Here is a 21,956-nt window from a genome sequence, read left to right as displayed (position 1 = left end):
AAATCAATAAAAATGAAATTTAAAATTTTAACAGTAGCGCTGCTTTTTGTTGCAGTGTGCGCAGTAGCTCAAGATGAGAGACCGCAAATGGTTCCTGAAATGACTGAAATCTGGGATCCTGAAGTGCCGGTAATTACACCGGGAGAAACTCCGGCAGATGCACCTTCGGATGCCATAGTTTTATTCGACGGTGTTGATATCGACCGCGAGTGGACAAACGGAGATGGTGGCCCTGTTGGCTGGAAAGTAGCCGATGGTTGTGTAACCGTTGAAAGAGGTGCCGGAATCATTCAGACAAAACGTGCTTTCGAAGATTTTCAGTTACACATCGAGTGGAGATCTCCTGCCGAAGTAGTTGGCGAGAGCCAGGGACGTGGAAACAGTGGCGTTTTTCTTCAGAAACGTTACGAGGTTCAGGTGTTGGATAATTACAACAACCGTACTTACCGCAATGGCCAGGCCGGAAGTTTATACAAACAACATGCACCACTGGTAAATGCATGTAAAGGACCGGGCGAGTGGCAGGTGTACGATATTATTTACACTGCACCACGTTTTAACGAAGATGGTACGTATTTTACTCCGCCAACTGTAACTGTTTTGCACAACGGCGTTTTGGTTCAAAACAATTCAAAACTGCGCGGACCAACGGAATACATTGGTATTCCTGAGTACAGCGTTGAAAAACATGGCGCCGATGTTATTCAGTTGCAAGACCATGGAAATCCGGTGAGTTACCGCAATATCTGGATTCGCGAATTGTAGATCAATTCCAAAAGATAAAAGAAAACCGGGAGTTTGTACTTCCGGTTTTTTTATGAAATAAACTGTGGATGTGAATCATTCAAATTCTTCAGAGAAAACAAGTTGATCGTTATTGTCCGACAATTTTGCATAGTCAACAGCTCCGCTGCCTGCAAATCGGTACGAAATGCCTTTTAAAGCGCCGTTGCTGTTCTGATACGTGGTGGTGTAGATTTCCTCATCGTTCAGTAAAACAGTTACGAATTTATTGCTGATTTCCAGTTTAACGGTGTTCCAGTTATTCAGATCAGTGCCGAATGCCGACAGATCGTTGTTCGTGCCCATCGCGTATTCTGTTCCGAATTTCTGAAAAATACTTCCAATACATCCGGGATTCGCCAATTGAATCACATGTCTTCCGTATTCTGCAAATATTGATATTTCGCAAATCTGGCAAGCCAGTGCTCCCTCGTCAATATTATTTTTTACGCGGCTTTCAAATGAAAAATTGTCACTGTCGCCGCTAAAATTTTCGTTTACATAGTAAAAACATGTTGCATGATTATTCTTCGACAGATCGATATGATGGGCTTTAACCGTTTCCGGCGAAATGTAAATTTGATTGTTATTGATACAGTTTTCATTCACGTAAATCGGGATAAGATCATTTTCCGGATTTTGAATGAGCGATAGCCAGCCGCTGGTTGTAATGTAAACCGGAATTTCTTTTACTAACTGATCATTGATCATGATTTTTGCACGATGATAGCCCGGATAATAGTATACCGAGGTGGAATATTTTTCGTGCCTTTTAATTTCTGCACGTCGGCGGGCATCCCACGATTGTTGAATAAAAGCACTGTCAAAATCATACATCGAGATATCGTAATCGAAAATAACCGTGTTGGGAACTCCGCTGCTAACATTTGTGCGGCTTGTAAAGCTGGCCTCAGCGTAACTTTGCGCCGGTTTACTGTTGAAAAGAATAACTGCAAACAGGGCCGCAACTATGGCAGTAACCGGGATATACAACGCGCGTTTACGAAACTTAAAATTCAACCTTCTACTTTTTCTTTTGGCAACAGGTGTATCCGCATGGTTATCTTTAAAATCGTACCAGTCTTTATAATCAAGAAATTGTGCCAGTGCGTTAAGTGTATTTTTTTGAGGAATGCGCTGAAACTGGTTTTTAGAAATTCTTTTCAGGGTAGAAACACTCAGATTGATACCGGTTTTCTCCTGAATCAGAAGGTTCAGATTTTCATAATCGCGTTGCTGTAATTGTTCCGGATCCTTAACATGCAATTTCTCTGCAATATGCTGAATAATTATTGTTACGAACTTTTTTTCCTGTTCTGCTTCGGTATACATGGTTATTAATTTCTGGTTCCTAAAAATAGTAAGAACGATTGGTTTTTTAGGCTTGAATGTATTTTGATTATGTTTTGACCATGGTTTGAATCTTGATTTCCAGACTGATTACTGAAATTTGTTTCATAAAATTCAAAAACACCAAAACAATGAAAACAATTCTAACACTACTTTTTATACTGGTCAATCTTTCTGTTTTTGCACAGGAGCATACCAGCATTAACGGAATAGAATGGATTTTGAACGGAAAAGTTGTAAGCGAAAATTATAAAGGAAAAGACTGTTTAAAAACCGACGATGGAGTTGCCATTGCTAGAGATATTGCGTTAAAAAACGGCATCATTGAATTTATGATGTGTATTCAGCCGGGAAGGGGATTTGCCGGCGTACGTTTTCGGGGCGATGGAATGGGAGACACTGAAGAGTTTTACATTCGCAAACATCAAAGTGGTAATCCCGATGCCATGCAATATACGCCGGTTTATAACGGCAATGCAGGTTGGCAGCTATACTACGGCGAAGGTTATGGTGCGGTAAAGCAACATGTTTTTGACGAGTGGTTTCAGGTAAAACTCGTAGTCTCGGGAAGTAGAGGCGAGGTTTACATCTCGGATATGCAAAAGCCGGTGCTGGTAATTCATGAGTTGAAAATGGGCGAACGCGAAGGGAAAATTGCATTTTACGGTCCGGCCCGCTTTGCAGATATAAAAATTACTCCAGCGGAATTTCCTGAGTTAAAGGGAGAATTCGTTGAAATTGTTGAAGCTGGCAATGAAGTAATAAAAAGCTATGAGGTTTCTGAAGCATTTGATGCCGAAAAGCTGATGAATGAAAACCTGTTACCGGCAAATTTTATCAATAAACTGGAATTCCGGAATTGGGATACGGAAGCCGATGGTTTACTAAATATCTCGAAAACCGCTGCTTTGGCAGAGAAAAAGAATGCGGTTCTCCTGAAAATCACCATTGACTCGGAAACCGACCTCGTTAAGATGATGAATTTTGGTTTTAGCGATGTGACCAAAATATTTGTAAACGGTAAAGCTGTGTGGATGGGCGTTGATATATATCGAAGCCGCGATTATCGTTTTCTGGGAACGATAGGCTATTTCGATTCTGTTTACCTCGATCTGAAATCCGGGAAGAATGAAATCCTTGTAATGGTAGCCGAGAATTTTGGCGGCTGGGGATTTAAAGCCCGGTTCGAAAACCTGAACGGCATAAAAATTCTGAAATAAAATAAAACCAATAAAGCAGCGACAGTGAACAATCCGATTTTTGAACGGATAATTTTACTTATTGCTGTTTTGCTGAAATAACCTTTAAAAAATTGAAACAATGAACAGAAGACACAGTTTAAAGGCCGGTGCTGCATTAGTTACCGGACTAACATTAATTCCGGTTGTAAAATCTGCCGGAGAAAATTTGGTTAGCCAGACCGAAGACTCATTTTGGGAGGTGATTAAAAAACGCCGCTCAGTACGTGCATTTAAATCCGATCCGGTGCCGGAGGCTGACCTGAAAAAAATAGTAGATGCCTCACGAATGGCCCCTACAGCAGGAAACCAACAGCCCTGGAAATTTCTGGTTGTTACCGACAAAAACAAAATTGAGGCATTAAAAGCTGCAAAACTGAAAGAAACTGAAACCTATTTAAAAGAGGAGAAAAAGCTGGCAGGCGAAGAACTGAAGAAGCAATTAAGCGAGTACGACAAACAGTTAACAGGTGGGTATCTGTCGGCACCGGCTTACATTGTAGTTCTAACGGATAATAACAGTCGATATCCGCAGTACAATCATTGGGATGGCCCGCTGGCTGCCGGAAATTTAATGCTTGCTGCACGTGCGCTTGGTTATGGAACAGTTCATATAACTGATTCCTTTTCGGAGGAGCTGACTCGCAAAGTATTTAATATCCCGGAGTATTATACACGCGTATGTATTACACCTGTTGGCGTTCCGGTTGAATGGCCTGAAAAAGAAAAGCAGGCACTCGGAGATTTTATTGTTAGCAACAGTTTTTAATTCTTAAATAAAATTAAAAAGCCTGTTCCAACATTCTGGAACAGGCTTTTTAATAGTATTTATCTTTTAATTAGAATTCCATCACAAATTCTTCTTTCGGGTTACGTACTTTTTTCATTGATGCTAACCAGTCGCCATCATTATCACGATATCCTAATGGAAGCATCGTTACACTTTTTAATCCTTTTGATTTTAAATCAAGCAATTCATCCAGCTCTTCGGTCGTAAAACCTTCCATTGGCGTACAATCTACTTTTTGTTCAGCGGCTTGTGCAATGGCTAATCCAAAGCCAATGTACGCCTGGCGTGCAGTATGGATAAAGTTTTCCTCAGCCGATTGAGGTAAGTAAGCTGCTTTTAGTTTATCAGTGTAAGATTCAAAACGCCCGCGAGGCAAACCACGCTCATCGGTTGTTCTGTTGTAAATTTCATCAATTCGTTCTTCGGTATAACGATCCCAGGCTGCAAAAACCAACAAGTGCGAACACTCGGCAACGATTTCTTGTCCCCATGCAATCGGAACGATTTTATCCTTCAATTCCTGGTCGGTGATTATAATTACACGAAACTGTTGCAATCCTGAAGAAGTAGGAGCAAGGCGCGCTGCCTCAACAATTTTATCTACATCTTCCTGTGCTACTTTTTTTGTGGGGTCGTACTTTTTAGTGGCATATCTCCACTGTAAATTTTCTAATAATGACATTGTTTAATATTTTGACTTTAATAATGAAGCCCTATTTGGCTCTGTTTAATATTTTAACTACTAAATCCTTCAGCTGCATTAAATCTTCAGGCGTAATTCCCATTGCTTTTACAACTTTTTGCGGAACCTCTGCCGCTTTTGTTTGTAATTGTTTACCGCTCTCGGTAAGCGAGATCTCCACTACACGCTCATCCTTGGTGTTTCGTTTACGCGAAATCAAACCTTTTGCGGCCATTCGTTTTAATAATGGGGTGATTGTTCCGTTATCGAGATTGAGTTTATCGCCAATTTCATTTACCTTTTGCGGTTCATTTTCCCACAAAACCATCATTACCAGGTATTGCGGATAGGTAAGATCGATCTCTTCAAGAATCGGACGATATACATTAACGATTTCGCGCGATAAGGCGTAAACCGGAAAACATACCTGACTCTTTAATTTTAACTCCTCATCCATTTATTAAAACTTTTGGTGTGCAAATATAGTGCAAAATAAAATCGCACACGATATAATAGTGAAAAATGCAATTGAGTTTAGAAAAGATTAATATTCAAGAAACAGATATGACATCAAATGAAAGAGGGGAGATTTGTGAATTGATAGGGAATTATTTAATGACTGTACCTTTTGCACCCCACCAATAAAAGGCTTCCATACTCAACCGGCCTTTTTTTACTGCCGGATCTTCACCTTCCAATTTTAGCGCTTCATCAACCGTTTCAACATCAAAAATCAGCAAACCGCGATGATCGCCGCCTTGCTCGAAAGGACCTGCCACCACTAACTTTCCCTGTTCTGCAAGACCATTCAAATGCGCCATATGCTGCGCCTGAATTTGAGCAGCCTCGGTAGAATCCTGACTGGTGCTGGTTCCTTTATTCAGCAGCATAAAAACATAACGTTTCATGGTGTAGGTGGTATCGCCTTCGGTGTAGGAGAATTCTCGCTGATCTTGCGCCGAAACAGCATGGCTAAAGGCAAAAGTGAAAAGGAAAAAGGCAAAAATTAAAAGGTAAAAGTTGAGAGCAGCTGTGCTGCGCGAATTGAAAATCGGCCCAAGCCAAATCCCGACCGAAGCGTCGGGAGCAAAAGCAATTCTTTTCATACGTGACAATTTGGTGAAACGCTCTTAATTATTTCAGTTGGTCTTTAAATATCTTTTTGAATTTCTCCAGTTTCGGAGCTACCACAAACTGGCAATAACCTTTCGTTTTGTTTCGTGCATAATAGTTGATATGGTAATCTTCGGCAATATAAAATTGGTCGAATTCGGAAACTTCGGTTACGATTGGATTACTGTAAACCTCTTCTTTTTCAAAAAGATCGATAACGCGTTCTGCCACTTCTTTTTGTTCTTCGTTATGATAGAATATTGCAGAACGGTACTGCGGTCCAACATCGTTACCTTGTCTGTTTAATGTTGTTGGGTCGTGTGTCATAAAAAACACTTCCAGGATTTCGGAATAGCTCACCACTTCCGGATCAAAAGTAATTTGCACTACTTCGGCATGGCCGGTAGTTCCGTCGCAAACCTGCTTATAGGTTGGGTTTTTTACGTGGCCTCCGCTGTAACCCGGTTTTACATCAGTAACTCCTTTTAACTCCAGGTAAATGGCTTCGGTGCACCAAAAACATCCTCCGCCAAGTGTGGCTTTTTGCAAATCTTTACTCATGCCGCTGTTTGAATAAATTAATAATGTGAATATAAGTGCCAGTGTCCTCATTTCTTTTTGGGTATAAATCGTGAAAAGGTTTTTTTCTCAAACTCCCAGGCAAAGCGAAATTGCCCAAAAACAGATGCAATCAGTAAAAATAGCACCTGGTAAGCCGGAACTACGGTTACGATATACAGAGGTACTTTTATCCAAAGGCTGGTTGCTTCGGTTATACCCACCAAATCGAAAACTCCTTTGCGCACATAAAGCGCGGCACTTCCGGTAATTGAAAATACAAACAGAATAATTAAAACCTGGAAATTACTGTTCAGGTTCCATCTCTTTTTTAGTCGCTCAAACATTATCTCACTTTTGCTACTATTAACAAAAGAATAGAATGTATGTTTTGTGTTAATTTAAATAATATGGGTTTGAAAGATGATGTAACCGTAGATGGCAAATCGTAAAAAGCGGAACAGGGCATATTTCAGGTAGCGTTTCGAGGGGTAGCCGGCCGAACCAACCAGCAAACTTATTGCAGCCCACGGCAGCGGAGTAAGCGCCGCAACAATAATCAGAAACAAACCATATTTTTTTAGCAAAGGCCATTGTTCTTTCAGCAGGGTGTTTCTGAAACGTTTAAGCCCGTCGCGTTTGTAGAAAAAGCGACCAATAAGAAATGTGAGGTAGCCCATAAAATAGGAAACCGTAGCAAAGAAAGCCAGGTTTATGAAATAATGCGCAATGGTATCTTTATTGATGGCCCAAATCATAAAAAGTTCGGGAGGAATAATTCCAAAGAAAAATTCGGAGAAACAATACACCAGGTAAACCAATAGGGGTTGGGCGTATATTTTATCCATCCAGGCATCGGGAGTGCGCGATATTACAAATTCTTTAAAAAGAAAGTAGGCACCCAAAATTATGAGTAACCAGACAAATCCTTTTAAGCCATTTTTAATCAGAAATTGTATTCGCGGACTTAGATTCATAGCTGATTTCGTTTGCACGGCAATTTACAAAATAAAAGACATGTTAGCCGCCAAAACTATGCCAATGTAAGCGAATGGGGAGAAGATTTTTTCTTAAGTTAATTCTACCACGGTAATCTCGGGAGGCATGCCAATTCTGCCCGGAAACCCAATATATCCAAAGCCACGGTTGACGTACAAAAATTGTTTTTTCTCGCGGTACAAACCTCCCCAGCGCGGGTATTTATATTGAACCGGGCTCCACTTAATTCCGGCACGTTCAATTCCAAACTGCATACCGTGGGTGTGCCCGGCAAATGTGAGGTCGATATCGGTGGATTCTAACACTTCAGCATCCCAGTGCGAAGGATCATGACTCATTAAAATTTTGAATGGCTGGCCTTGCGCTTCTATGGAAGCTTTTTGCAAATCGCCATGTTGAGGGAACGGTGGTTTGCCCCAGTTTTCAACACCAATCAGTGCAATTTCTTCGCCGTTAATGCTTAAAGTTTCTGTTTCATTCAGCAATAAGCGGAAGCCAATTTTCTGATGAAATTTTTTGATGGCAGCCAGGTTCTTTTCCTTGGCAGCCGCCGATTCCCATTCCGAATAATCACCGTAATCGTGATTTCCAAGCACCGAGTATTTTCCTATTTTGGCTTTCAATTGTGATAAAACAGGCGCCCAACCATCGGTTTCTTCGGCAAAATTATTTACCAGATCACCTGTAAATAAAAGAATATCCGGTTCTTGTTCGTTAATCAGCTCAACAGCTTTAGCTACCTGGTCGAACTTTTTGTTAAAGCTACCCAGATGCATGTCTGATATCTGTACGATTTTTAATCCTTTAAACGATTTTGGCAAATTATTGAAGGTCAAATTTTCGCGCATTACGCGGTAATTAAATTTCCCTTTTGTAACTCCATAAAGAATCGACGCAAACGGAACGGCTGCCAAAACCAACCCCATTTGATATAAAAACTCTGCTCTCTCCATTTTCCTTCCCGAATTATTTTGTGATAGATCCTTTTCTCTTTTTCCTTTAATCCAGTTGAAAATCTTCTGAAAAATCAACTGTATATCTCTTAATAATACAAATACAATAAACACGAACTTCGGGAAATAGAACAATGCAAATGCTGCTACCAGGTAGCCGGCATAAATGTACGCTTCGGATTGTTTTACATGTTTTATCCCGAACATAAAAAGGCAAAATCCGCTAAACACAAGAACTGAAATTGCCCAGAACAAAATGCTTAAGGATTGTTTTATGAATTTATTTCTGAGTTTTGCAAGTAGTGGTTTTATGCCACGGAAGGTGTAAAAATCTACCAATAGCATAAAAATAAAAAGTGGTATTAATAAGAAAATACTCGCTCTCATACAATTACCTCATCGTTTAACTCGTTGCAAATAAACACTTTTATTATTAAAATGTTTTTGATTGAGCGACCAAATTAATCACAAAAAAACTTAAATGTTACAACAAAATATTATGCTTGATAGGAGACCGGAACCTGTCTTAATCTTCAGAAGCTTCTGCTGTTTTGCTTGAGTTGGCGACCAGGCGATTAATTTCATTTAGTTCGTCCGGTGTAAAATGACGGTATTCTCCCCGTATTAAATTCCCGAGTTCGATATTCATTATTCGTACACGTTTCAATCGGTTAACTTCGTAGCCCAAATGCGAGCACATTCTCCGAATTTGCCGGTTCAGTCCCTGCGTAAGAACAATTTTGAACGTAAAATCGTTGATGCGTTCCACCCGGCATTTTTTAGTTACCGTATCAAGAATCGGAACGCCATTACTCATTTGCCGTATAAATGCTTTTGTAATTTTACGGTTTACGTTAACAATGTATTCTTTTTCATGATTGTTTCCGGCGCGAAGAATTTTGTTGACGATGTCGCCGTCGTTGGTCATAAAAATCAGTCCTTCGCTGGGTTTGTCCAATCGGCCAATGGGAAAGATACGCTCGGGGAAATTGATAAAATCAACGATGTTATCCTTTTTGCTGGTGTCGGTGGTGCAGGTAATTCCAACCGGTTTATGAAATGCCAGGTAGATATTCGGAACCTCTTTCGTGATTAGTTGTCCGTCCACTTCAATACGATCGTTTGAAGACACCTGAACACCAAGTCCTACCACTTCGCCATTTACTTTAACCTTCCCGCTTTCAATCAGCCGGTCGGCTTCGCGCCGCGAGCAAAATCCGGTTTCCGAAATGGCTTTATTTAATCGTTTGCTTTCCATCCTGGTACAAAAGTAGGAAATAAATAGTTAGCGCCGGGTGATTGCTTTTAGTGCAGTTTAATTCAAATGAATCCGAATATCTGGCTTCGAATCAGTTGAATAGCTTTTGCAAGGGTGCATCTGTTAATATTTTTGGATAAGGAAAATACCAAAGGCTAATAGAACAATTCCTCCGATTTTACCCATTGAAACAGGGTGCTGGGCTAAACCGAAAAACCCAAAATGATCAATAACAGAAGCTGCAATGAGTTGCCCGGCAATAGAAGCCGCCAAAACGGTGGTGACGCCAATCTTTGGTATGAAAAATATAACAGACGAAACAAAAATTGCTCCCAGCAAACCGCCGGCAAATACATACCATGGAGCCGTATTTAAATGTCCCCAGTTTGGAACTTCTGTTTTGAATATGAAATTTAATGCGAGAAGTGCCAAAAAACCCACAAAAAAACTTATTAAAGCTCCTTGCATCGGGTGTTTTAAATAGGTAGTTAGTTGGGTATTAATACTTCCCTGAATTGCCAGTAAAAAGCCAATTAGCAAAACAATTGTTGTATATATTAATTTCATGATAAAACTAAAATTGGGTAATATTAAATCTTGTCTTGCAAAATGAGAAGATTAGCTCCAAATTAATTCCAGAATTTTTTCCAGCCATTGCGCATCAACTTCAGTAAACGCAGCTTTTTCAGAGCTGTCGATATCCAAAACACCAAATATTTCGCCGGCTTTGTTTTTTAGCGGAACTACAATCTCCGAGTTCGAGCGGGCATCGCAGGCAATATGGTCAGGGAAAGCGTGCACATCTTCAACAACAACCGTTTCTTTTCGGTTAAAGGCAGCCCAACACACTCCTTTATTTTTTTCCAGTATTTGGCAGGCAACAGGCCCCTGGTAAGAGTTAACGGTCATTTCACCATCTTCAATCAGGTAGTATCCCGTCCAGAAAAAGTAGTCCATTTTATGGTGCAAAATGGCAATTATGGTCGCCATACGCGCCTGCGTGTTGTTACTTTTTAGTACCAGTTCGCTCAGTTGTTTGTAGATCCTTCCGTATCGGCCTTCTTTTTTTCGGTCTTCCATTTTTATATTAATTCTGCCTTTTGAATTGTTGCACGAATTAACAAAAAATCGTTAGTTTAGTTGATCTAAAAACTAAAAAAATGCACCGAATAATCGAAGATCCAAACGAACGCCAGTGGGGAATGTTAGTACATATTGCTGCTTTGGCCACTTTTATTTTACCTGTTGCCGGAAATATAATTGGCCCGCTTATTATTTATTTAATGAAAAAAGACGAGTATGAATTTGTTAACGAACAAGGCAAGGAAGTACTTAATTTTCAGATCACCTGGTCGATCATATTTTTCATTTCAATCCTACTTATCATTGTAGGAATTGGCGTTTTAATGCTGGTTGGATTCGGCATAGCCTGGCTGGTTTTGGTTATTGTGGCTTCGGTATCGGCAAGTAACGGAACACCTTATAAATACCCTTTTACCATCCGTTTTTTGCAATAATATTAATTGCCAAAGGATGTAATCTTTTTAAAAGATGACATCCTTCAATATCATTCAATAACAATTGCTGTCCTTTCGTAATGCATTCCGTTATGGTACGATGCAAAATCTTTCTTGCTGCCAAATATTTCATGTACTAAATCACGTTTTAACTTTGTAGGACCTTGGGAGCATAGCGTAATAAAAGAGCTATAGTTATATGTTTTGAAATTCTCTGTTAATCCATGCCGCTCAGGATTGTAATGCACATAAAATATTGCGTATTCCAGGTAATCTTGTTGTGTAATTTCTAGTCGTTTAAAAGGCCGGTTAAATAAACTTCCGGTTCTGCTTTCCTGATTATTAATAGCCATTGAATAACTAACAAACATTTTCCTAAATTGATTCGAAACAATTTTGCCTATTTCGGTTTCATTTTCAATTATGTAATCGTTTTGAAAAATGACATCCTTGACTTTTATAACTAAATGAAAATGATTGGGTAAAAGACAATAGGCCAAAATATCTACATATTCTGTTAAATGTTTTTTTATTAGTGTGAGAAAATGCTGATAGTTCTTTTTCTTTATGAAAATTCTCTGTCCATTAATTCCACGGTTGAAAACATGGTAGTAACTTCCACTAGTAAAGGGTGTTATTGATTTTATTGAAGGCATACATAAATATACGAAATTATTAATAGAACAGTTTTCATGGATAAGGATGTCATCTTTTTAAAAGATGACATCCTTTCTGTTTGTTTAAACAGAAATTCTTACTTTTGCAGCCTCATAAAATTTAAAACGATGGCACAGAAACCTTCGATTCCAAAAGGCACCCGCGATTTTTCACCGTCAGAAATGGTGAGAAGAAACTATATTTTCAATACGATTAAAGATGTATTTCGTTTGTACGGATTTCAACCCATTGAAACACCGGCAATGGAAAATCTATCTACATTGATGGGAAAATACGGTGAAGAAGGCGATAAGCTGTTGTTTAAAATTTTGAATTCGGGTGATTTTATTTCGAAAGTTCCGCAGGAAATGTTGGACGAGAAAAACTCGAATAAGCTTACCACAAAACTATCTGAAAAAGGATTGCGTTACGACTTAACTGTGCCATTTGCACGTTACGTTGTGCAATACCGAAATGATATAGCTTTCCCGTTTAAACGTTACCAGATACAGCCGGTTTGGCGTGCCGACCGACCTCAGAAAGGACGTTACCGCGAGTTTTACCAGTGCGATGTTGATGTAATTGGCAGCAACAGTTTGCTGAATGAAGTGGAGCTGGTACAAATTATCGATGAGGTTTTCCAACGACTGGGAATTAATACAACGGTAAAAATCAACAACCGTAAAATTCTGGCCGGAATTGCCGAAGCAATTGACGAAGCCGACCGAATGGTAGACATTACCGTCGCCATCGATAAACTGGATAAGATCGGTTTGGAAAAGGTAAATGCTGAAATGCTTGACAAAGGAATTTCGCAGGATGCCGTTGATAAACTTCAGCCGATTTTGAAACTGGAAGGAAATACCGTTGAAAAACTGGCGCAGATTGAAACAGTTATTGGCGGAACCGAAATTGGTGCCAAGGGAATTGCCGAAATGCGTACCATGTTTGCTTATCTTCAAAACATTGAGCTAAATACAACAGTTGAATTAGACCTGACTTTGGCGCGTGGATTGAATTATTACACCGGCGCAATTTTCGAGGTAAAATCGAACGATGTGCAAATTGGTAGTATTTGCGGTGGAGGCCGTTACGACGACCTGACCGGAATTTTTGGTATGCCTGATGTTTCAGGTGTTGGCGTGTCGTTTGGTGCTGAGCGTATATACGATGTTTTGGTTCAACTGGATGCTTTTCCTGAAGAGTCGCTGGAAACCACAAAAGCATTGTTTGTGAACTTCGGAGAGAAGGAAGAAGCTTACTGTTTACCGATTTTGGCTCAGTTGCGTAAAAATGGTATCAATGCCGAGATCTTTCCCGAAAGTGCCAAAATGAAAAAGCAAATGACGTATGCCAACCGCAAAGAAATTGCATATGTTATTCTGGCCGGCGATAATGAAATAGCTGCCCAAAAGTTCACGCTTAAAAATATGGAAACCGGAGAGCAGCAAATAGTTGACTCGCAAGAACTGATAAATATCCTTAAATAGCTGCTTCGTTTGTACGATATTGCTCCAAAATAAGTGGAGCAATGATTGCATCGGTTTCAAACAGACTTGTAAAAACACTTGGTGGAGATGTACGTTTCCCGTGATTGACGTGCATTATTTATGCCCGACTGCTGGCAGATGAATTGGATATTTCAGCGTATCCGTTATTTACAATTCATCAATTTAACAGTTTCTCAATTTTGCAATTTCACCAATTTACAGTTTAAATCATGGCCAACCGTATATTTGAAATAACACCCAAAAACCTCACATTCGATATTATCCAGGATATTTTTGAAAACAATGTAAAGCTCAAACTTTCCGAAATATCTGTACAACTCATTCATAAAAGCAAAAAGTACCTCGACAATAAACTGGAAAGAGCCGATAAGCCTCTTTACGGAATTAATACCGGCTTTGGCGCCTTGTGCGATATTGAAATTTCGAAAGACAGCTTAAGTAAATTGCAGGAAAATCTGGTCGTTTCACACGCCTGTAATATTGGTCCGGAAATACCGGCCGATATTGTGAAACTGATGTTGTTGCTAAAAGCACACGCACTGTCAAAAGGGAATTCGGCGGTGCAATTAATAACGGTACAACGAATTCTTGACCTCTTTAACAACGATGTTTTACCGGTAGTTTGCGAGCAGGGATCGCTTGGTGCCAGCGGTGATTTGGCGCCTCTGGCAAAATTATTCCTTCCTTTGCTTGGCTTAGGCGAAGTTAATTTTGAAGGGAAAAAACAACAGGCTGGTAAAGTGCTTGAAAAATTGGGGTGGGAGCCCATAAAACTGGAAGCCAAGGAGGGACTTGCCTTGCTGAATGGTACACAGTTTATGAGTGCACACGCCGTTTATACTTTGTTAAAAACATTCCGAATCATCGATCAGGGCGATATTATCGGGGCACTTTCGCTGGATGCTTTTGACGGATTGATTGAGCCATTTTCTGAAAATATACAACGTATTCGTCCGCATAAAGGACAGGCCGAAACCGCAAAGAATTTCAGAAATGTTTTGACCGGCAGCGAAATGCAGGCCAAACCAAAAGCTCACATTCAGGATCCATATTCTTTCCGCTGTATTCCGCAGGTTCACGGAGCAGTAAAAGATGCGGTTAATTATGTGGCAACGGTTATTGAAACCGAAATTAACTCGGTAACGGATAATCCAACGGTTTTCCCGGATGAGGACCTGATCATTTCAGGAGGTAATTTTCATGGCGAGCCGCTTGCCCTGTCGCTTGATTTTCTGGCAATGGCAATGAGTGAGTTGGGCAGTATATCGGAGCGAAGAACTTACCGCCTGATATCGGGCGAACGAGGATTACCCGAGTTTTTGGTGGCCAATCCGGGATTAAATTCAGGGTTTATGATTCCGCAGTATGCTGCAGCATCGATTGTTAGCCAGAATAAACAACTTTGTACACCTTGTGTGGTGGATTCTATACCATCGTCGAACGAGCAGGAAGACCACGTTAGTATGGGAGGAAATGCCGCTACAAAAGCCTTAAAAGTGGTTTTGAATACCGAGAAGATTCTGGCAATTGAGTTGTATAACGCAGCTCAGGCAATGGATTTTCGCCGGCCAATAAAATCGTCGCCGTTTATCGAACGTTTTATAAAAGAATACCGTAAAATGGTAAGTTTTGTAGAGGAAGACATTGTAATGTACGAAGCTATTAATCTCACCATTGACTTTTTGAATGAAACAAAATTCAACCGTTTATAAAAAAAGGCTGTCTGAAAATTTTCAGACAGCCTTTTTTCTTTCGCACCTTAATTATTAAAGTGCACTGTTACCTGCTTGCTTATTAAGCAATATGGTATTAATATTTTCTGTAAACATTTTTTTAGTGTCTTCCTTGGTACGGGCAATACCTGAAGCCATCGTTGGTCTTCCTTCCATCGGAATGTAAAGAAAAGCCGGTATACTTTTTACGCCAAACACAGCGGCCAGCTCGCGTTCAACTTGTGTATCAATTTTGTATACAATTACTTCTCCCGAAAATTCTGCTGCCACTTCTTCCAAAATAGGAGCTGCAGTTCGGCAAGGACCACACCAGTCGGCATAGAAATCGATCAACGCCGGTTTATCGCCTTTGTATTTCCATTCTTTCGGAGAACTTTCATAGTCCCAAACTTTTTCCAAAAACATGGCTTTGGTTAGCATGGTTGTGGCTTTTCCTGCTTCAGAAACCGATTCTGTTGGTTTTTCGCTATCGTTTTTCTCTGCTTTTGCCGTACAAGAGCTGTAGCCAAACAACAAGAAAGCAGCCATCATAAGTGTAATAAATCTTGTTTTCATTTTATTCTGTTTTTATTAATATCAACCTGTAAGAACAAAAATTTGTTCAAATATATGCAAATATATAGATATTTAAATGACAAATGCTGTGCCAAATTTTATCTTCCTAAAACTACAATATATTTTAAGTTCTCAACGCAACCTTTTTTCTTATTCATTCGTCTATCAGCTGTGATTAAATTAATAAAAGAGTGATGAAAAAATTAGCATTTGGAATTTTAATGGGATTACTGGTAGCTTTTACCAGCTGTTTAGATGACGACGATGGTTATTCGTTGGGCAATTATTGGATTGGGTTTGGAATTTATAACGGAGATGATGCCGGAGCAGTTAGTTTGGTAATGGACAACGGTTCTGTTTTGATTCCTGTCGCTGCATCAAGCCCTGGTTGGTCTTCTCATTTTTCTGATGGCGACCGTGTTTTGGTGAACTATACCATTTTAGATGATGATGATACCAGCAGTGCGGTAGAACGTTACCTTGTAAAGGTAAATGATATCAGTGATGTTTTGATGAAAGGAATTATGGACATTACTGAAGAGATTGAAGACAGTATTGGTAACGATCCGATAATTGTTCAAGATGCCTGGATTTCGGATAGTTTGCTGAATTTTAGGTTGAAATACTGGGGATACAATAAAACCCACTTTTTAAACCTGGTAAAAGAACCGGGAGAATTGACTGCCGACGATCAGCCTTTTCAACTGGAGTTGAGACACAATGCAAACGACGATCAGGAGTCGATTCCTTATACCGCTTATGTATCGTTTAGTTTGAATAGTTTGCGCGTGGATGGTCTTGATTCGGTACGTTTTGAAGTGATTGCAACCGATTATGATGGTGTTGCTTATCAAGACAGTGGCGTGTTTAATTATAGCAATCTGGAATTACCCACACCATAAAAAATTAAACAGTGTAAAACAGAAAAGGTGCTCATTTTGAGCACCTTTTTTTATGGTTGTGTTTCTATAATTCTTTGTTTTTGCCTATTCCTTCAGTTTGATCAACCCAATTGGTGCATTGCGTTTGTTTTCATCGAAACGTGAAAAACCACGATCAATCATTTTGTAGTTGAAACTTACTTTAGGTGCACTTTTCATGGCTACAACAGGTGTTCCGGTAATATCTTCAATGGCGGCTTTAAATAATGGATCGTTTTTATCGCCCAAAGGAAAAGCATTAAATAAGTTATCCTCTACCAGAATATCCGGCACAAAACCATCTTTAAAGTCAGTAACACCGGCCGAATTAGCATAACGCAAAACAATAGGTTGCACTGCCCAGTTACTAATTTCCTCCGCATCTGCATCGTTTAGATACATTTCAGGTAGTAAGGTTTGTGAGCCTACATATTTTCCGTATGTAGTATCGCCCACCATTATCACTTCGTCCATATAAGGTTTTAAGCCGGTTATGGTGAGTTCTGAAGACGATGCCGTGTGAGATCCGGTGAGGAAATATACCTTGTTTAGCCCCATTTTGAATGGCACCTGGTTATTAAAATACATTTCCAATTGACTCATAATTTGTCTGTCGGTCCAGTACTCTTGCCAGTACCTGTTCCACTTATATGTAACAAGTATTTCGTTGTTATCTACTACATTTAAAGGGGCTATGCACGAAGCAAGATATTGTGCAGATGAAATCATGCCGCCTGTATTATATCGAAGATCTACCACTAAGTCGTTAACATTTTGACTGATAAAGCTTTGAAATGCTGCACCGAGCTGGCTATCATAGTTGGGAATAAACTGGGCATAAAAAAGGTAGCCTATCTTCCGTCCATCATGTTGTACTACGTTGGTGGTTAACACCGGATTTAGCGAAAGTTGGTCGGATAACAATCGTATTGTAGTGTCTGCAACTATATCGTTTCCTGAAGGCATGCCAACAGTAACATCAACCTGATCGAGGTTTAGCAAGTCTTTGTAATTTGATTCTGATAAGTTATTGCCATTAACCTTAAGTAGTATGTCTCCGCGCTGAAATCCTGCTGCCGACGCAGGAGTTTCGGGATATACAAACTCCACTACCGCAACAATTTTTCCAATGTCGGTAATATTGTAAAAGGCGAGCGACCAGCCAAACGACTTCTCATTTCCCTCAAAACTTGCTAACAGCGCATCCACATCATCTGTAATCCACGAGAATTTATCGTCTTCGTCTAACAATTTATAAAAGTATTCTTTCGAATCGGTTTCGTAATTGTAATTCAGACTTGGCATATCTTCGTTCCAGAAATATCGGTCATCCATAGCGGCTTTTATGAAACGATTTACCTTTTTTGTATATTCCGAGGCCTCCGGTCCTTCAGGAGTGGGATCATCTTTTGAGCAGGCTGTAAAAACAGCCACAGCTACAAATAACAATAATGTTGATTTTACTAAATTTTTCATAATGTATTCTCTTACGTCCATAATTTCTTTATAAGCATTCTTATTAAACGCAGTAAGGGTCGTTTTCGTTTATTTCTACTGCTTTTTTTCCTTTTTCTCGTTAGGATATTCAATTCTGATATGGTAAATATTTATCAGTTTTTCTAAAAGTGTACGTTTTATTGTATTGATATCGCTGAACGTCAGGTCTGAATCATCCAGCTGTTTATCTTCAATTTTCTTATCAATCATACTGTCGATAAGTGCCTTAAGGTTTTCGTGCGTTTTTTCTTTCATACTGCGCGATGCCGCTTCAATACCGTCAACCAGCATAACAACGGCAGCTTCTTTAGAGCGTGGGAGAGGTCCGGGATAAGCAAAAGCATCTTCATCCACTTCCTGATCAGGATTTAGTTCCTGATGTTTCAGGTAGAAATATTTTGCTTTTGTTGTTCCGTGGTGCGTGGCAATAAACTCGATAATAACAGCCGGGAGCTTATGTTTTTGTGCCATTTTAACCCCGTTTTTAACGTGGTCTATTATTACTTCTGCACTTTTTAAATGACTGATCCGGTCGTGAGGATTCATTCCCATGGCCTGGTTTTCGATAAAAAAGTTCGGTCGGCCAATTTTTCCAATATCGTGGTAAAGGGCACCGGCGCGCACCAAAAAAGGGTTTCCTCCAATACGAAGGATAACCTCTTCGGCAAGATTGGCAATTTGCATTGAGTGCTGAAATGTACCAGGTGCCTGCTCGGCAAGTTTTCGCAATAATGGCTGGTTGCTATCCGATATTTCGATTAAAGTTACATCGGAAACAAATCCAAAAAGTTTTTCAAAAATATATACCAGCGGGTATACCAAAAGGATTAGCACACTGCTAATGGCAAACCATTTTAACATCGAATAATCGTAGGAAATAAATGTTCCTTCGTGAATTAGGTTTAGTGCCGTAAAAACAACCAGGTAGGTTAAAAATACCCACAAGGCTGCCAAAACCAGGTGCACGCGGCGATGCATTTTATTAAGGCTAAAAACCGCAATTAGGCCTGCCGACACTTGCAGTAGTATAAATTCGTAATTGTTTGGTGCATAAAATCCCATTAACAGGGTTGTGATAATGAGTGTAAAAATGGCCGTTCGCGAATCGAAAAATGTTCGGATCATAATCGGGAACACCGCAAACGGAACCATATAAATGTGCAGGTTAGGGAAGGTGTTAATAAAATTCGACAGCAAAATAGTTCCTGCCATCAGCATCAGCATAAAACTTAACTTATTGAGGTGCTGAAGTATATCGCGACGGTACAGCAAAAGGAATACAAAGATGAAGCTTAGAAGAACCGAAATAAGCAACACTTTACCAATAGACACCATGTAGCGGTTTACATCATTACCCCGTTCTTTTTCGTAACTGGCTTTTAACGATTCCAGCATCTGATATTTTTCGGCATCTACAATTTCTCCCTGCAAAACAATTCGCTGCCCTTGTTTTACCATTCCGCGCGTGGCCGATATGGATTGTGTAATCTCATCAATTTCTTTCTGGCTGGTTTCGCTATCGTACGAAAGGTTTGCGGTTATGTACCGTTCAAGATTAAGATTGGTCAGCCACGGGAAATTATTGCCTTCGCTTACCAGATTTTGGCGTGTATTTAACAGGGCATTGTAGGCCGATTTTTCAGAGTACAACTGGTCTACATCTTCTTTCTGAACAATATTTCCGGTACGTTTATTAATCTCTTCTTTTCCCTTCAGTTCTTCATAAATATCTATTGAAAAAAGCAGAATTCCGTTTCCGTATAATTCATCGAGTTTTGTTGATAAAGCTTCAAATATTCTTTTTTTTGCGGTATTTGTGGTGTCAATATCCAATTCCAGATCCTGACGAAGACGTGCTACACTTTCACTTTTTTTGGTTGTATCGTTCGAAAAATAGGGAACAAGCGAACTGATTTGTTCTGTTTTTTCATCATTCAGTTCGTTTGCCGTTTTTAAAATAGCAAAGTCAAAAGGTGCCACCAGGTTTTCGTGTTGCCACGGAAATCCCCTTTGGTACTCGTATTTAAACTTTGGCTCTCCGGGCAAAATTAAATACAAAGCCACTGCTGTAAGTACAAATAACGACAGTTGTAAAAACAGTCGGGTGTAGCTTTTTAGTTTTCTCATTAATTTCTTCATATACCGAATATCGAAATTTTGATTTAAAATACCATTACTCTCATCTGCTTCTTTTTAAACTAACTCTTAATATTTCGTTGACAAATAAGGTTTGCAGATAAGTTTGTAAAGCCCATTTTTTCTTAGTTTTGTGTTTATACGCTTCAAACAGGGCTATTCCTGTTTTACAAAATAAAATTAAGAAAATATTGATGAACTACGGCATTTCCAATTTAAGTATTATTCCGGTTCGGCTCGAGCCTTCTGAAAAAAGCGAAATGGTTACTCAGATTCTTTTTGGCGAACACTTTGAAATGCGCGAGCAAATGGTAGGCTGGACGAACGTTAAGTTGGCCTACGACGGTTACGAAGGTTGGATTGATACAAAGATGATTACACCGATAAATGCCCGCACATTAAACAAAATTGAAAAAAGCCCAACTGCCGTAACATCCGATATAATTACCATTGTTCCGGTTAACGAAGAGCAAAACCTGATGCTGGCAGCCGGAAGTACATTGCCGGTTTGGCGGCCCTATTTAAAGCAGTTTTCGGTTATACAGGACACCTACCTGGCTACCGGTGAAGTTATTTATGGGAATTTAAAAAATCAACGGGAGATTGCCATTCAGCAAGCGTTGAAATACTTTAATGCGCCCTACCTGTGGGGAGGAAGAACTCCTTTTGGTGTTGATTGCAGTGGTTTTACCCAGATTATTTACAAGATGATTGGCATTAAATTGCCACGTGATGCCAGCGAGCAGGTAAAAATAGGAACGGCTATGAGTTTTGTTGATGAAGCAGAACCAGGCGACCTTGCCTTTTTCGACGACGAGGAAGGAAATATTGTTCATGTTGGGATTATCTGGAAACGTAATAAAATCATTCATGCATCGGGGAAGGTGCGTATCGATAATGTCGATCAGTTTGGAATTTTTAATATCGATACGCAACGTTATACCCACAAAATGCGTGTAATGAAAAAAATAATTGAATAAAATGGAACACATTGAGTTTGTTATTTATGTTGCCCTTTTTGTAGCCGCCGTTTACCTGGTAGTAAAACACTGGAAGACAGGTCGAAAGAAGTAATGTCTAAGGTGAGATTGATGTTGTGTAATATGAATCTGGTCGTTTGAATCTCAGCCAGCCAGCAACTTTTAGCTCCGATGCTACGGTCGGAATTTCGACCAGCAAAACCATTTTATACTTTTGCCTTTTAACTTGTTACTTTTTACTTGAATCATGTATACTTATAAATATCCACGCGCAGCCCTTACCGTTGATGCCATCGTTTATGTAAAATCCGAACCAACAACTTTCGTTTTGCTGATTGAGAGGGGGAGGGAGCCATACAAAAACAAATGGGCCTTGCCCGGCGGTTTTGTTGATTTGGATGAGACACTGGAAAAAGCATGTATTCGTGAGTTGGAAGAAGAAACCGGTTTGCAGGTGGAAAAGATGCAGCAGTTCAGGGCTTATGATGCCATCAACCGCGATCCGCGTCATCGGACTATTTCTGTGGTTTATTCGGTGGAAATGGAGGAACTGGGGCCGGTAAAAGGCAGTGATGATGCGGCACAGGCCAAATGGTTTTCAATTAATGATTTACCCGAACTGGCATTTGATCACGCTGAGATTTTAGCCGATTTCTTTAAGTAAAAATAGCGGTAAAGAATTGTGAAATCTATACCGCTACTTCGTTTTCTATAATTAGAATGCTT

24 protein-coding genes are annotated in these 21,956 nt (G+C 39.7%); 9 read left to right on the top strand and 15 right to left on the bottom strand.

Translation table 11 applies throughout. The features are described 5' to 3' along the window. Positions 1-12 precede the first annotated feature (12 nt). Positions 13-765 (top strand): 3-keto-disaccharide hydrolase, encoded by a 753-nt coding sequence (locus LH29_RS21255; RefSeq protein ID WP_045033433.1) that lies wholly within the window; start codon positions 13-15, stop codon positions 763-765. A gap of 75 nt (positions 766-840) precedes the next feature. On the opposite strand, the gene LH29_RS21250 is transcribed toward LH29_RS21255, so the two are convergent. After that, a complete protein-coding gene (locus LH29_RS21250; RefSeq protein ID WP_045033345.1) occupies positions 841-2,115 on the bottom strand; it encodes a hypothetical protein in 1,275 nt (424 codons plus the stop codon). Positions 2,116-2,264: 149 nt separating this feature from the next. On the opposite strand from LH29_RS21250, the gene LH29_RS21245 reads away from it, so the two are divergent. Both LH29_RS21245 and LH29_RS21240 read left to right on the top strand, forming a co-directional pair. Continuing rightward, positions 2,265-3,353 (top strand): hypothetical protein, encoded by a 1,089-nt coding sequence (locus LH29_RS21245; RefSeq protein WP_157493788.1) that lies wholly within the window; start codon positions 2,265-2,267, stop codon positions 3,351-3,353. 100 nt (positions 3,354-3,453) lie between these two features. After that, positions 3,454-4,140 carry a nitroreductase family protein gene (locus LH29_RS21240; RefSeq protein WP_045033343.1) on the top strand — a complete coding sequence of 229 codons (687 nt, stop codon included), beginning with the start codon at positions 3,454-3,456 and terminating at the stop codon, positions 4,138-4,140. 70 nt (positions 4,141-4,210) lie between these two features. Here the strand turns inward: LH29_RS21240 and LH29_RS21235 are convergent, their stop codons facing one another. The 10 genes from LH29_RS21235 to LH29_RS21190 form a co-directional block, all read right to left on the bottom strand. After that, positions 4,211-4,843 (bottom strand): NAD(P)H-dependent oxidoreductase, encoded by a 633-nt coding sequence (locus LH29_RS21235; protein ID WP_045033342.1) that lies wholly within the window; start codon positions 4,841-4,843, stop codon positions 4,211-4,213. A 31-nt stretch (positions 4,844-4,874) separates the two neighbouring features. Continuing rightward, positions 4,875-5,300 carry a MarR family winged helix-turn-helix transcriptional regulator gene (locus tag LH29_RS21230; protein WP_045033341.1) on the bottom strand — a complete coding sequence of 142 codons (426 nt, stop codon included), beginning with the start codon at positions 5,298-5,300 and terminating at the stop codon, positions 4,875-4,877. A 151-nt stretch (positions 5,301-5,451) separates the two neighbouring features. Then, a complete protein-coding gene (locus tag LH29_RS24135) occupies positions 5,452-5,949 on the bottom strand; it encodes a YciI family protein (RefSeq protein WP_052671155.1) in 498 nt (165 codons plus the stop codon). Between the two features lie 28 nt (positions 5,950-5,977). Continuing rightward, complete coding sequence (msrA, locus tag LH29_RS21220) at positions 5,978-6,517, bottom strand: peptide-methionine (S)-S-oxide reductase MsrA (protein ID WP_082063902.1); 540 nt, start codon at positions 6,515-6,517, stop codon at positions 5,978-5,980. Between the two features lie 47 nt (positions 6,518-6,564). Further along, positions 6,565-6,861: a DUF6787 family protein gene (locus tag LH29_RS21215; RefSeq protein WP_045033339.1), complete on the bottom strand. Its 297-nt coding sequence runs from the start codon at positions 6,859-6,861 to the stop codon at positions 6,565-6,567. 54 nt (positions 6,862-6,915) lie between these two features. Further along, positions 6,916-7,491, bottom strand: a complete 576-nt coding sequence (locus LH29_RS21210) for a hypothetical protein (protein ID WP_045033338.1) — start codon at positions 7,489-7,491, stop codon at positions 6,916-6,918. A gap of 93 nt (positions 7,492-7,584) precedes the next feature. Beyond that, positions 7,585-8,853 carry a metallophosphoesterase gene (locus tag LH29_RS21205; RefSeq protein ID WP_045033337.1) on the bottom strand — a complete coding sequence of 423 codons (1,269 nt, stop codon included), beginning with the start codon at positions 8,851-8,853 and terminating at the stop codon, positions 7,585-7,587. A gap of 139 nt (positions 8,854-8,992) precedes the next feature. Further along, entirely contained in the window at positions 8,993-9,724 is a 732-nt protein-coding gene (gene rluF, locus LH29_RS21200; RefSeq protein ID WP_045033336.1) for a 23S rRNA pseudouridine(2604) synthase RluF, read from the bottom strand. A 123-nt stretch (positions 9,725-9,847) separates the two neighbouring features. Next, the gene (locus LH29_RS21195) at positions 9,848-10,291 is read right to left on the bottom strand and encodes a DMT family transporter (protein WP_045033335.1); all 444 of its coding nucleotides are present in this window, start codon (positions 10,289-10,291) and stop codon (positions 9,848-9,850) included. A gap of 51 nt (positions 10,292-10,342) precedes the next feature. Beyond that, complete coding sequence (locus LH29_RS21190) at positions 10,343-10,804, bottom strand: GAF domain-containing protein (protein ID WP_045033334.1); 462 nt, start codon at positions 10,802-10,804, stop codon at positions 10,343-10,345. An 80-nt stretch (positions 10,805-10,884) separates the two neighbouring features. Here LH29_RS21190 and LH29_RS21185 point away from each other — a divergent pair, with 80 nt between their 5' ends. Continuing rightward, positions 10,885-11,241 carry a DUF4870 domain-containing protein gene (locus tag LH29_RS21185; protein WP_045033333.1) on the top strand — a complete coding sequence of 119 codons (357 nt, stop codon included), beginning with the start codon at positions 10,885-10,887 and terminating at the stop codon, positions 11,239-11,241. 50 nt (positions 11,242-11,291) lie between these two features. Here LH29_RS21185 and LH29_RS21180 read toward each other — a convergent pair whose 3' ends face one another. Further along, positions 11,292-11,897 carry a hypothetical protein gene (locus LH29_RS21180; protein WP_045033332.1) on the bottom strand — a complete coding sequence of 202 codons (606 nt, stop codon included), beginning with the start codon at positions 11,895-11,897 and terminating at the stop codon, positions 11,292-11,294. A gap of 129 nt (positions 11,898-12,026) precedes the next feature. Here LH29_RS21180 and hisS point away from each other — a divergent pair, with 129 nt between their 5' ends. Both hisS and hutH read left to right on the top strand, forming a co-directional pair. Next, positions 12,027-13,388: a histidine--tRNA ligase gene (hisS, locus tag LH29_RS21175; protein ID WP_045033331.1), complete on the top strand. Its 1,362-nt coding sequence runs from the start codon at positions 12,027-12,029 to the stop codon at positions 13,386-13,388. Between the two features lie 230 nt (positions 13,389-13,618). After that, a complete protein-coding gene (gene hutH, locus LH29_RS21170) occupies positions 13,619-15,121 on the top strand; it encodes a histidine ammonia-lyase (RefSeq protein ID WP_045033330.1) in 1,503 nt (500 codons plus the stop codon). Between the two features lie 54 nt (positions 15,122-15,175). Here the strand turns inward: hutH and LH29_RS21165 are convergent, their stop codons facing one another. Then, positions 15,176-15,697 (bottom strand): thioredoxin family protein, encoded by a 522-nt coding sequence (locus LH29_RS21165; protein ID WP_045033329.1) that lies wholly within the window; start codon positions 15,695-15,697, stop codon positions 15,176-15,178. A gap of 194 nt (positions 15,698-15,891) precedes the next feature. On the opposite strand from LH29_RS21165, the gene LH29_RS21160 reads away from it, so the two are divergent. Continuing rightward, a complete protein-coding gene (locus LH29_RS21160; RefSeq protein WP_045033328.1) occupies positions 15,892-16,599 on the top strand; it encodes a NigD1/NigD2 family lipoprotein in 708 nt (235 codons plus the stop codon). 84 nt (positions 16,600-16,683) lie between these two features. Here the strand turns inward: LH29_RS21160 and LH29_RS21155 are convergent, their stop codons facing one another. Continuing rightward, complete coding sequence (locus tag LH29_RS21155; RefSeq protein ID WP_198152543.1) at positions 16,684-18,093, bottom strand: S41 family peptidase; 1,410 nt, start codon at positions 18,091-18,093, stop codon at positions 16,684-16,686. Positions 18,094-18,168: 75 nt separating this feature from the next. Further along, positions 18,169-20,241 carry an HD family phosphohydrolase gene (locus tag LH29_RS21150; RefSeq protein ID WP_198152542.1) on the bottom strand — a complete coding sequence of 691 codons (2,073 nt, stop codon included), beginning with the start codon at positions 20,239-20,241 and terminating at the stop codon, positions 18,169-18,171. 203 nt (positions 20,242-20,444) lie between these two features. Between LH29_RS21150 and LH29_RS21145 the strand changes: the two genes are divergently transcribed. Together LH29_RS21145 and LH29_RS21140 are read left to right on the top strand one after the other, a co-directional pair. Then, a complete protein-coding gene (locus tag LH29_RS21145) occupies positions 20,445-21,230 on the top strand; it encodes a C40 family peptidase (RefSeq protein ID WP_045033325.1) in 786 nt (261 codons plus the stop codon). Between the two features lie 247 nt (positions 21,231-21,477). Then, positions 21,478-21,894 (top strand): NUDIX domain-containing protein, encoded by a 417-nt coding sequence (locus tag LH29_RS21140; RefSeq protein WP_045033324.1) that lies wholly within the window; start codon positions 21,478-21,480, stop codon positions 21,892-21,894. The last annotated feature ends 62 nt before the right edge of the window (positions 21,895-21,956 follow it).

It is taken from the genome of Draconibacterium sediminis (assembly GCF_000949475.1).
Lineage (GTDB): Bacteria > Bacteroidota > Bacteroidia > Bacteroidales > Prolixibacteraceae > Draconibacterium > Draconibacterium sediminis.
This window is presented reverse-complemented; position numbering and strand designations above follow the sequence as displayed.

Excerpts from the sequence above, each read along its gene's own strand:
- LH29_RS21255 (WP_045033433.1), top strand. The coding sequence starts at position 13 with ATGAAATTTAAAATTTTAACAGTAGCGCTGCTTTTTGTTGCAGTGTGC.
- LH29_RS21250 (WP_045033345.1), bottom strand. The coding sequence starts at position 2,115 with ATGTATACCGAAGCAGAACAGGAAAAAAAGTTCGTAACAATAATTATT.
- LH29_RS21245 (WP_157493788.1), top strand. The coding sequence starts at position 2,265 with ATGAAAACAATTCTAACACTACTTTTTATACTGGTCAATCTTTCTGTT.
- LH29_RS21240 (WP_045033343.1), top strand. The coding sequence starts at position 3,454 with ATGAACAGAAGACACAGTTTAAAGGCCGGTGCTGCATTAGTTACCGGA.
- LH29_RS21235 (WP_045033342.1), bottom strand. The coding sequence starts at position 4,843 with ATGTCATTATTAGAAAATTTACAGTGGAGATATGCCACTAAAAAGTAC.
- LH29_RS21230 (WP_045033341.1), bottom strand. The coding sequence starts at position 5,300 with ATGGATGAGGAGTTAAAATTAAAGAGTCAGGTATGTTTTCCGGTTTAC.
- LH29_RS24135 (WP_052671155.1), bottom strand. The coding sequence starts at position 5,949 with ATGAAAAGAATTGCTTTTGCTCCCGACGCTTCGGTCGGGATTTGGCTT.
- msrA (WP_082063902.1), bottom strand. The coding sequence starts at position 6,517 with ATGAGTAAAGATTTGCAAAAAGCCACACTTGGCGGAGGATGTTTTTGG.
- LH29_RS21215 (WP_045033339.1), bottom strand. The coding sequence starts at position 6,861 with ATGTTTGAGCGACTAAAAAAGAGATGGAACCTGAACAGTAATTTCCAG.
- LH29_RS21210 (WP_045033338.1), bottom strand. The coding sequence starts at position 7,491 with ATGAATCTAAGTCCGCGAATACAATTTCTGATTAAAAATGGCTTAAAA.
- LH29_RS21205 (WP_045033337.1), bottom strand. The coding sequence starts at position 8,853 with ATGAGAGCGAGTATTTTCTTATTAATACCACTTTTTATTTTTATGCTA.
- rluF (WP_045033336.1), bottom strand. The coding sequence starts at position 9,724 with ATGGAAAGCAAACGATTAAATAAAGCCATTTCGGAAACCGGATTTTGC.
- LH29_RS21195 (WP_045033335.1), bottom strand. The coding sequence starts at position 10,291 with ATGAAATTAATATATACAACAATTGTTTTGCTAATTGGCTTTTTACTG.
- LH29_RS21190 (WP_045033334.1), bottom strand. The coding sequence starts at position 10,804 with ATGGAAGACCGAAAAAAAGAAGGCCGATACGGAAGGATCTACAAACAA.
- LH29_RS21185 (WP_045033333.1), top strand. The coding sequence starts at position 10,885 with ATGCACCGAATAATCGAAGATCCAAACGAACGCCAGTGGGGAATGTTA.
- LH29_RS21180 (WP_045033332.1), bottom strand. The coding sequence starts at position 11,897 with ATGCCTTCAATAAAATCAATAACACCCTTTACTAGTGGAAGTTACTAC.
- hisS (WP_045033331.1), top strand. The coding sequence starts at position 12,027 with ATGGCACAGAAACCTTCGATTCCAAAAGGCACCCGCGATTTTTCACCG.
- hutH (WP_045033330.1), top strand. The coding sequence starts at position 13,619 with ATGGCCAACCGTATATTTGAAATAACACCCAAAAACCTCACATTCGAT.
- LH29_RS21165 (WP_045033329.1), bottom strand. The coding sequence starts at position 15,697 with ATGAAAACAAGATTTATTACACTTATGATGGCTGCTTTCTTGTTGTTT.
- LH29_RS21160 (WP_045033328.1), top strand. The coding sequence starts at position 15,892 with ATGAAAAAATTAGCATTTGGAATTTTAATGGGATTACTGGTAGCTTTT.
- LH29_RS21155 (WP_198152543.1), bottom strand. The coding sequence starts at position 18,093 with ATGAAAAATTTAGTAAAATCAACATTATTGTTATTTGTAGCTGTGGCT.
- LH29_RS21150 (WP_198152542.1), bottom strand. The coding sequence starts at position 20,241 with ATGAGAAAACTAAAAAGCTACACCCGACTGTTTTTACAACTGTCGTTA.
- LH29_RS21145 (WP_045033325.1), top strand. The coding sequence starts at position 20,445 with ATGAACTACGGCATTTCCAATTTAAGTATTATTCCGGTTCGGCTCGAG.
- LH29_RS21140 (WP_045033324.1), top strand. The coding sequence starts at position 21,478 with ATGTATACTTATAAATATCCACGCGCAGCCCTTACCGTTGATGCCATC.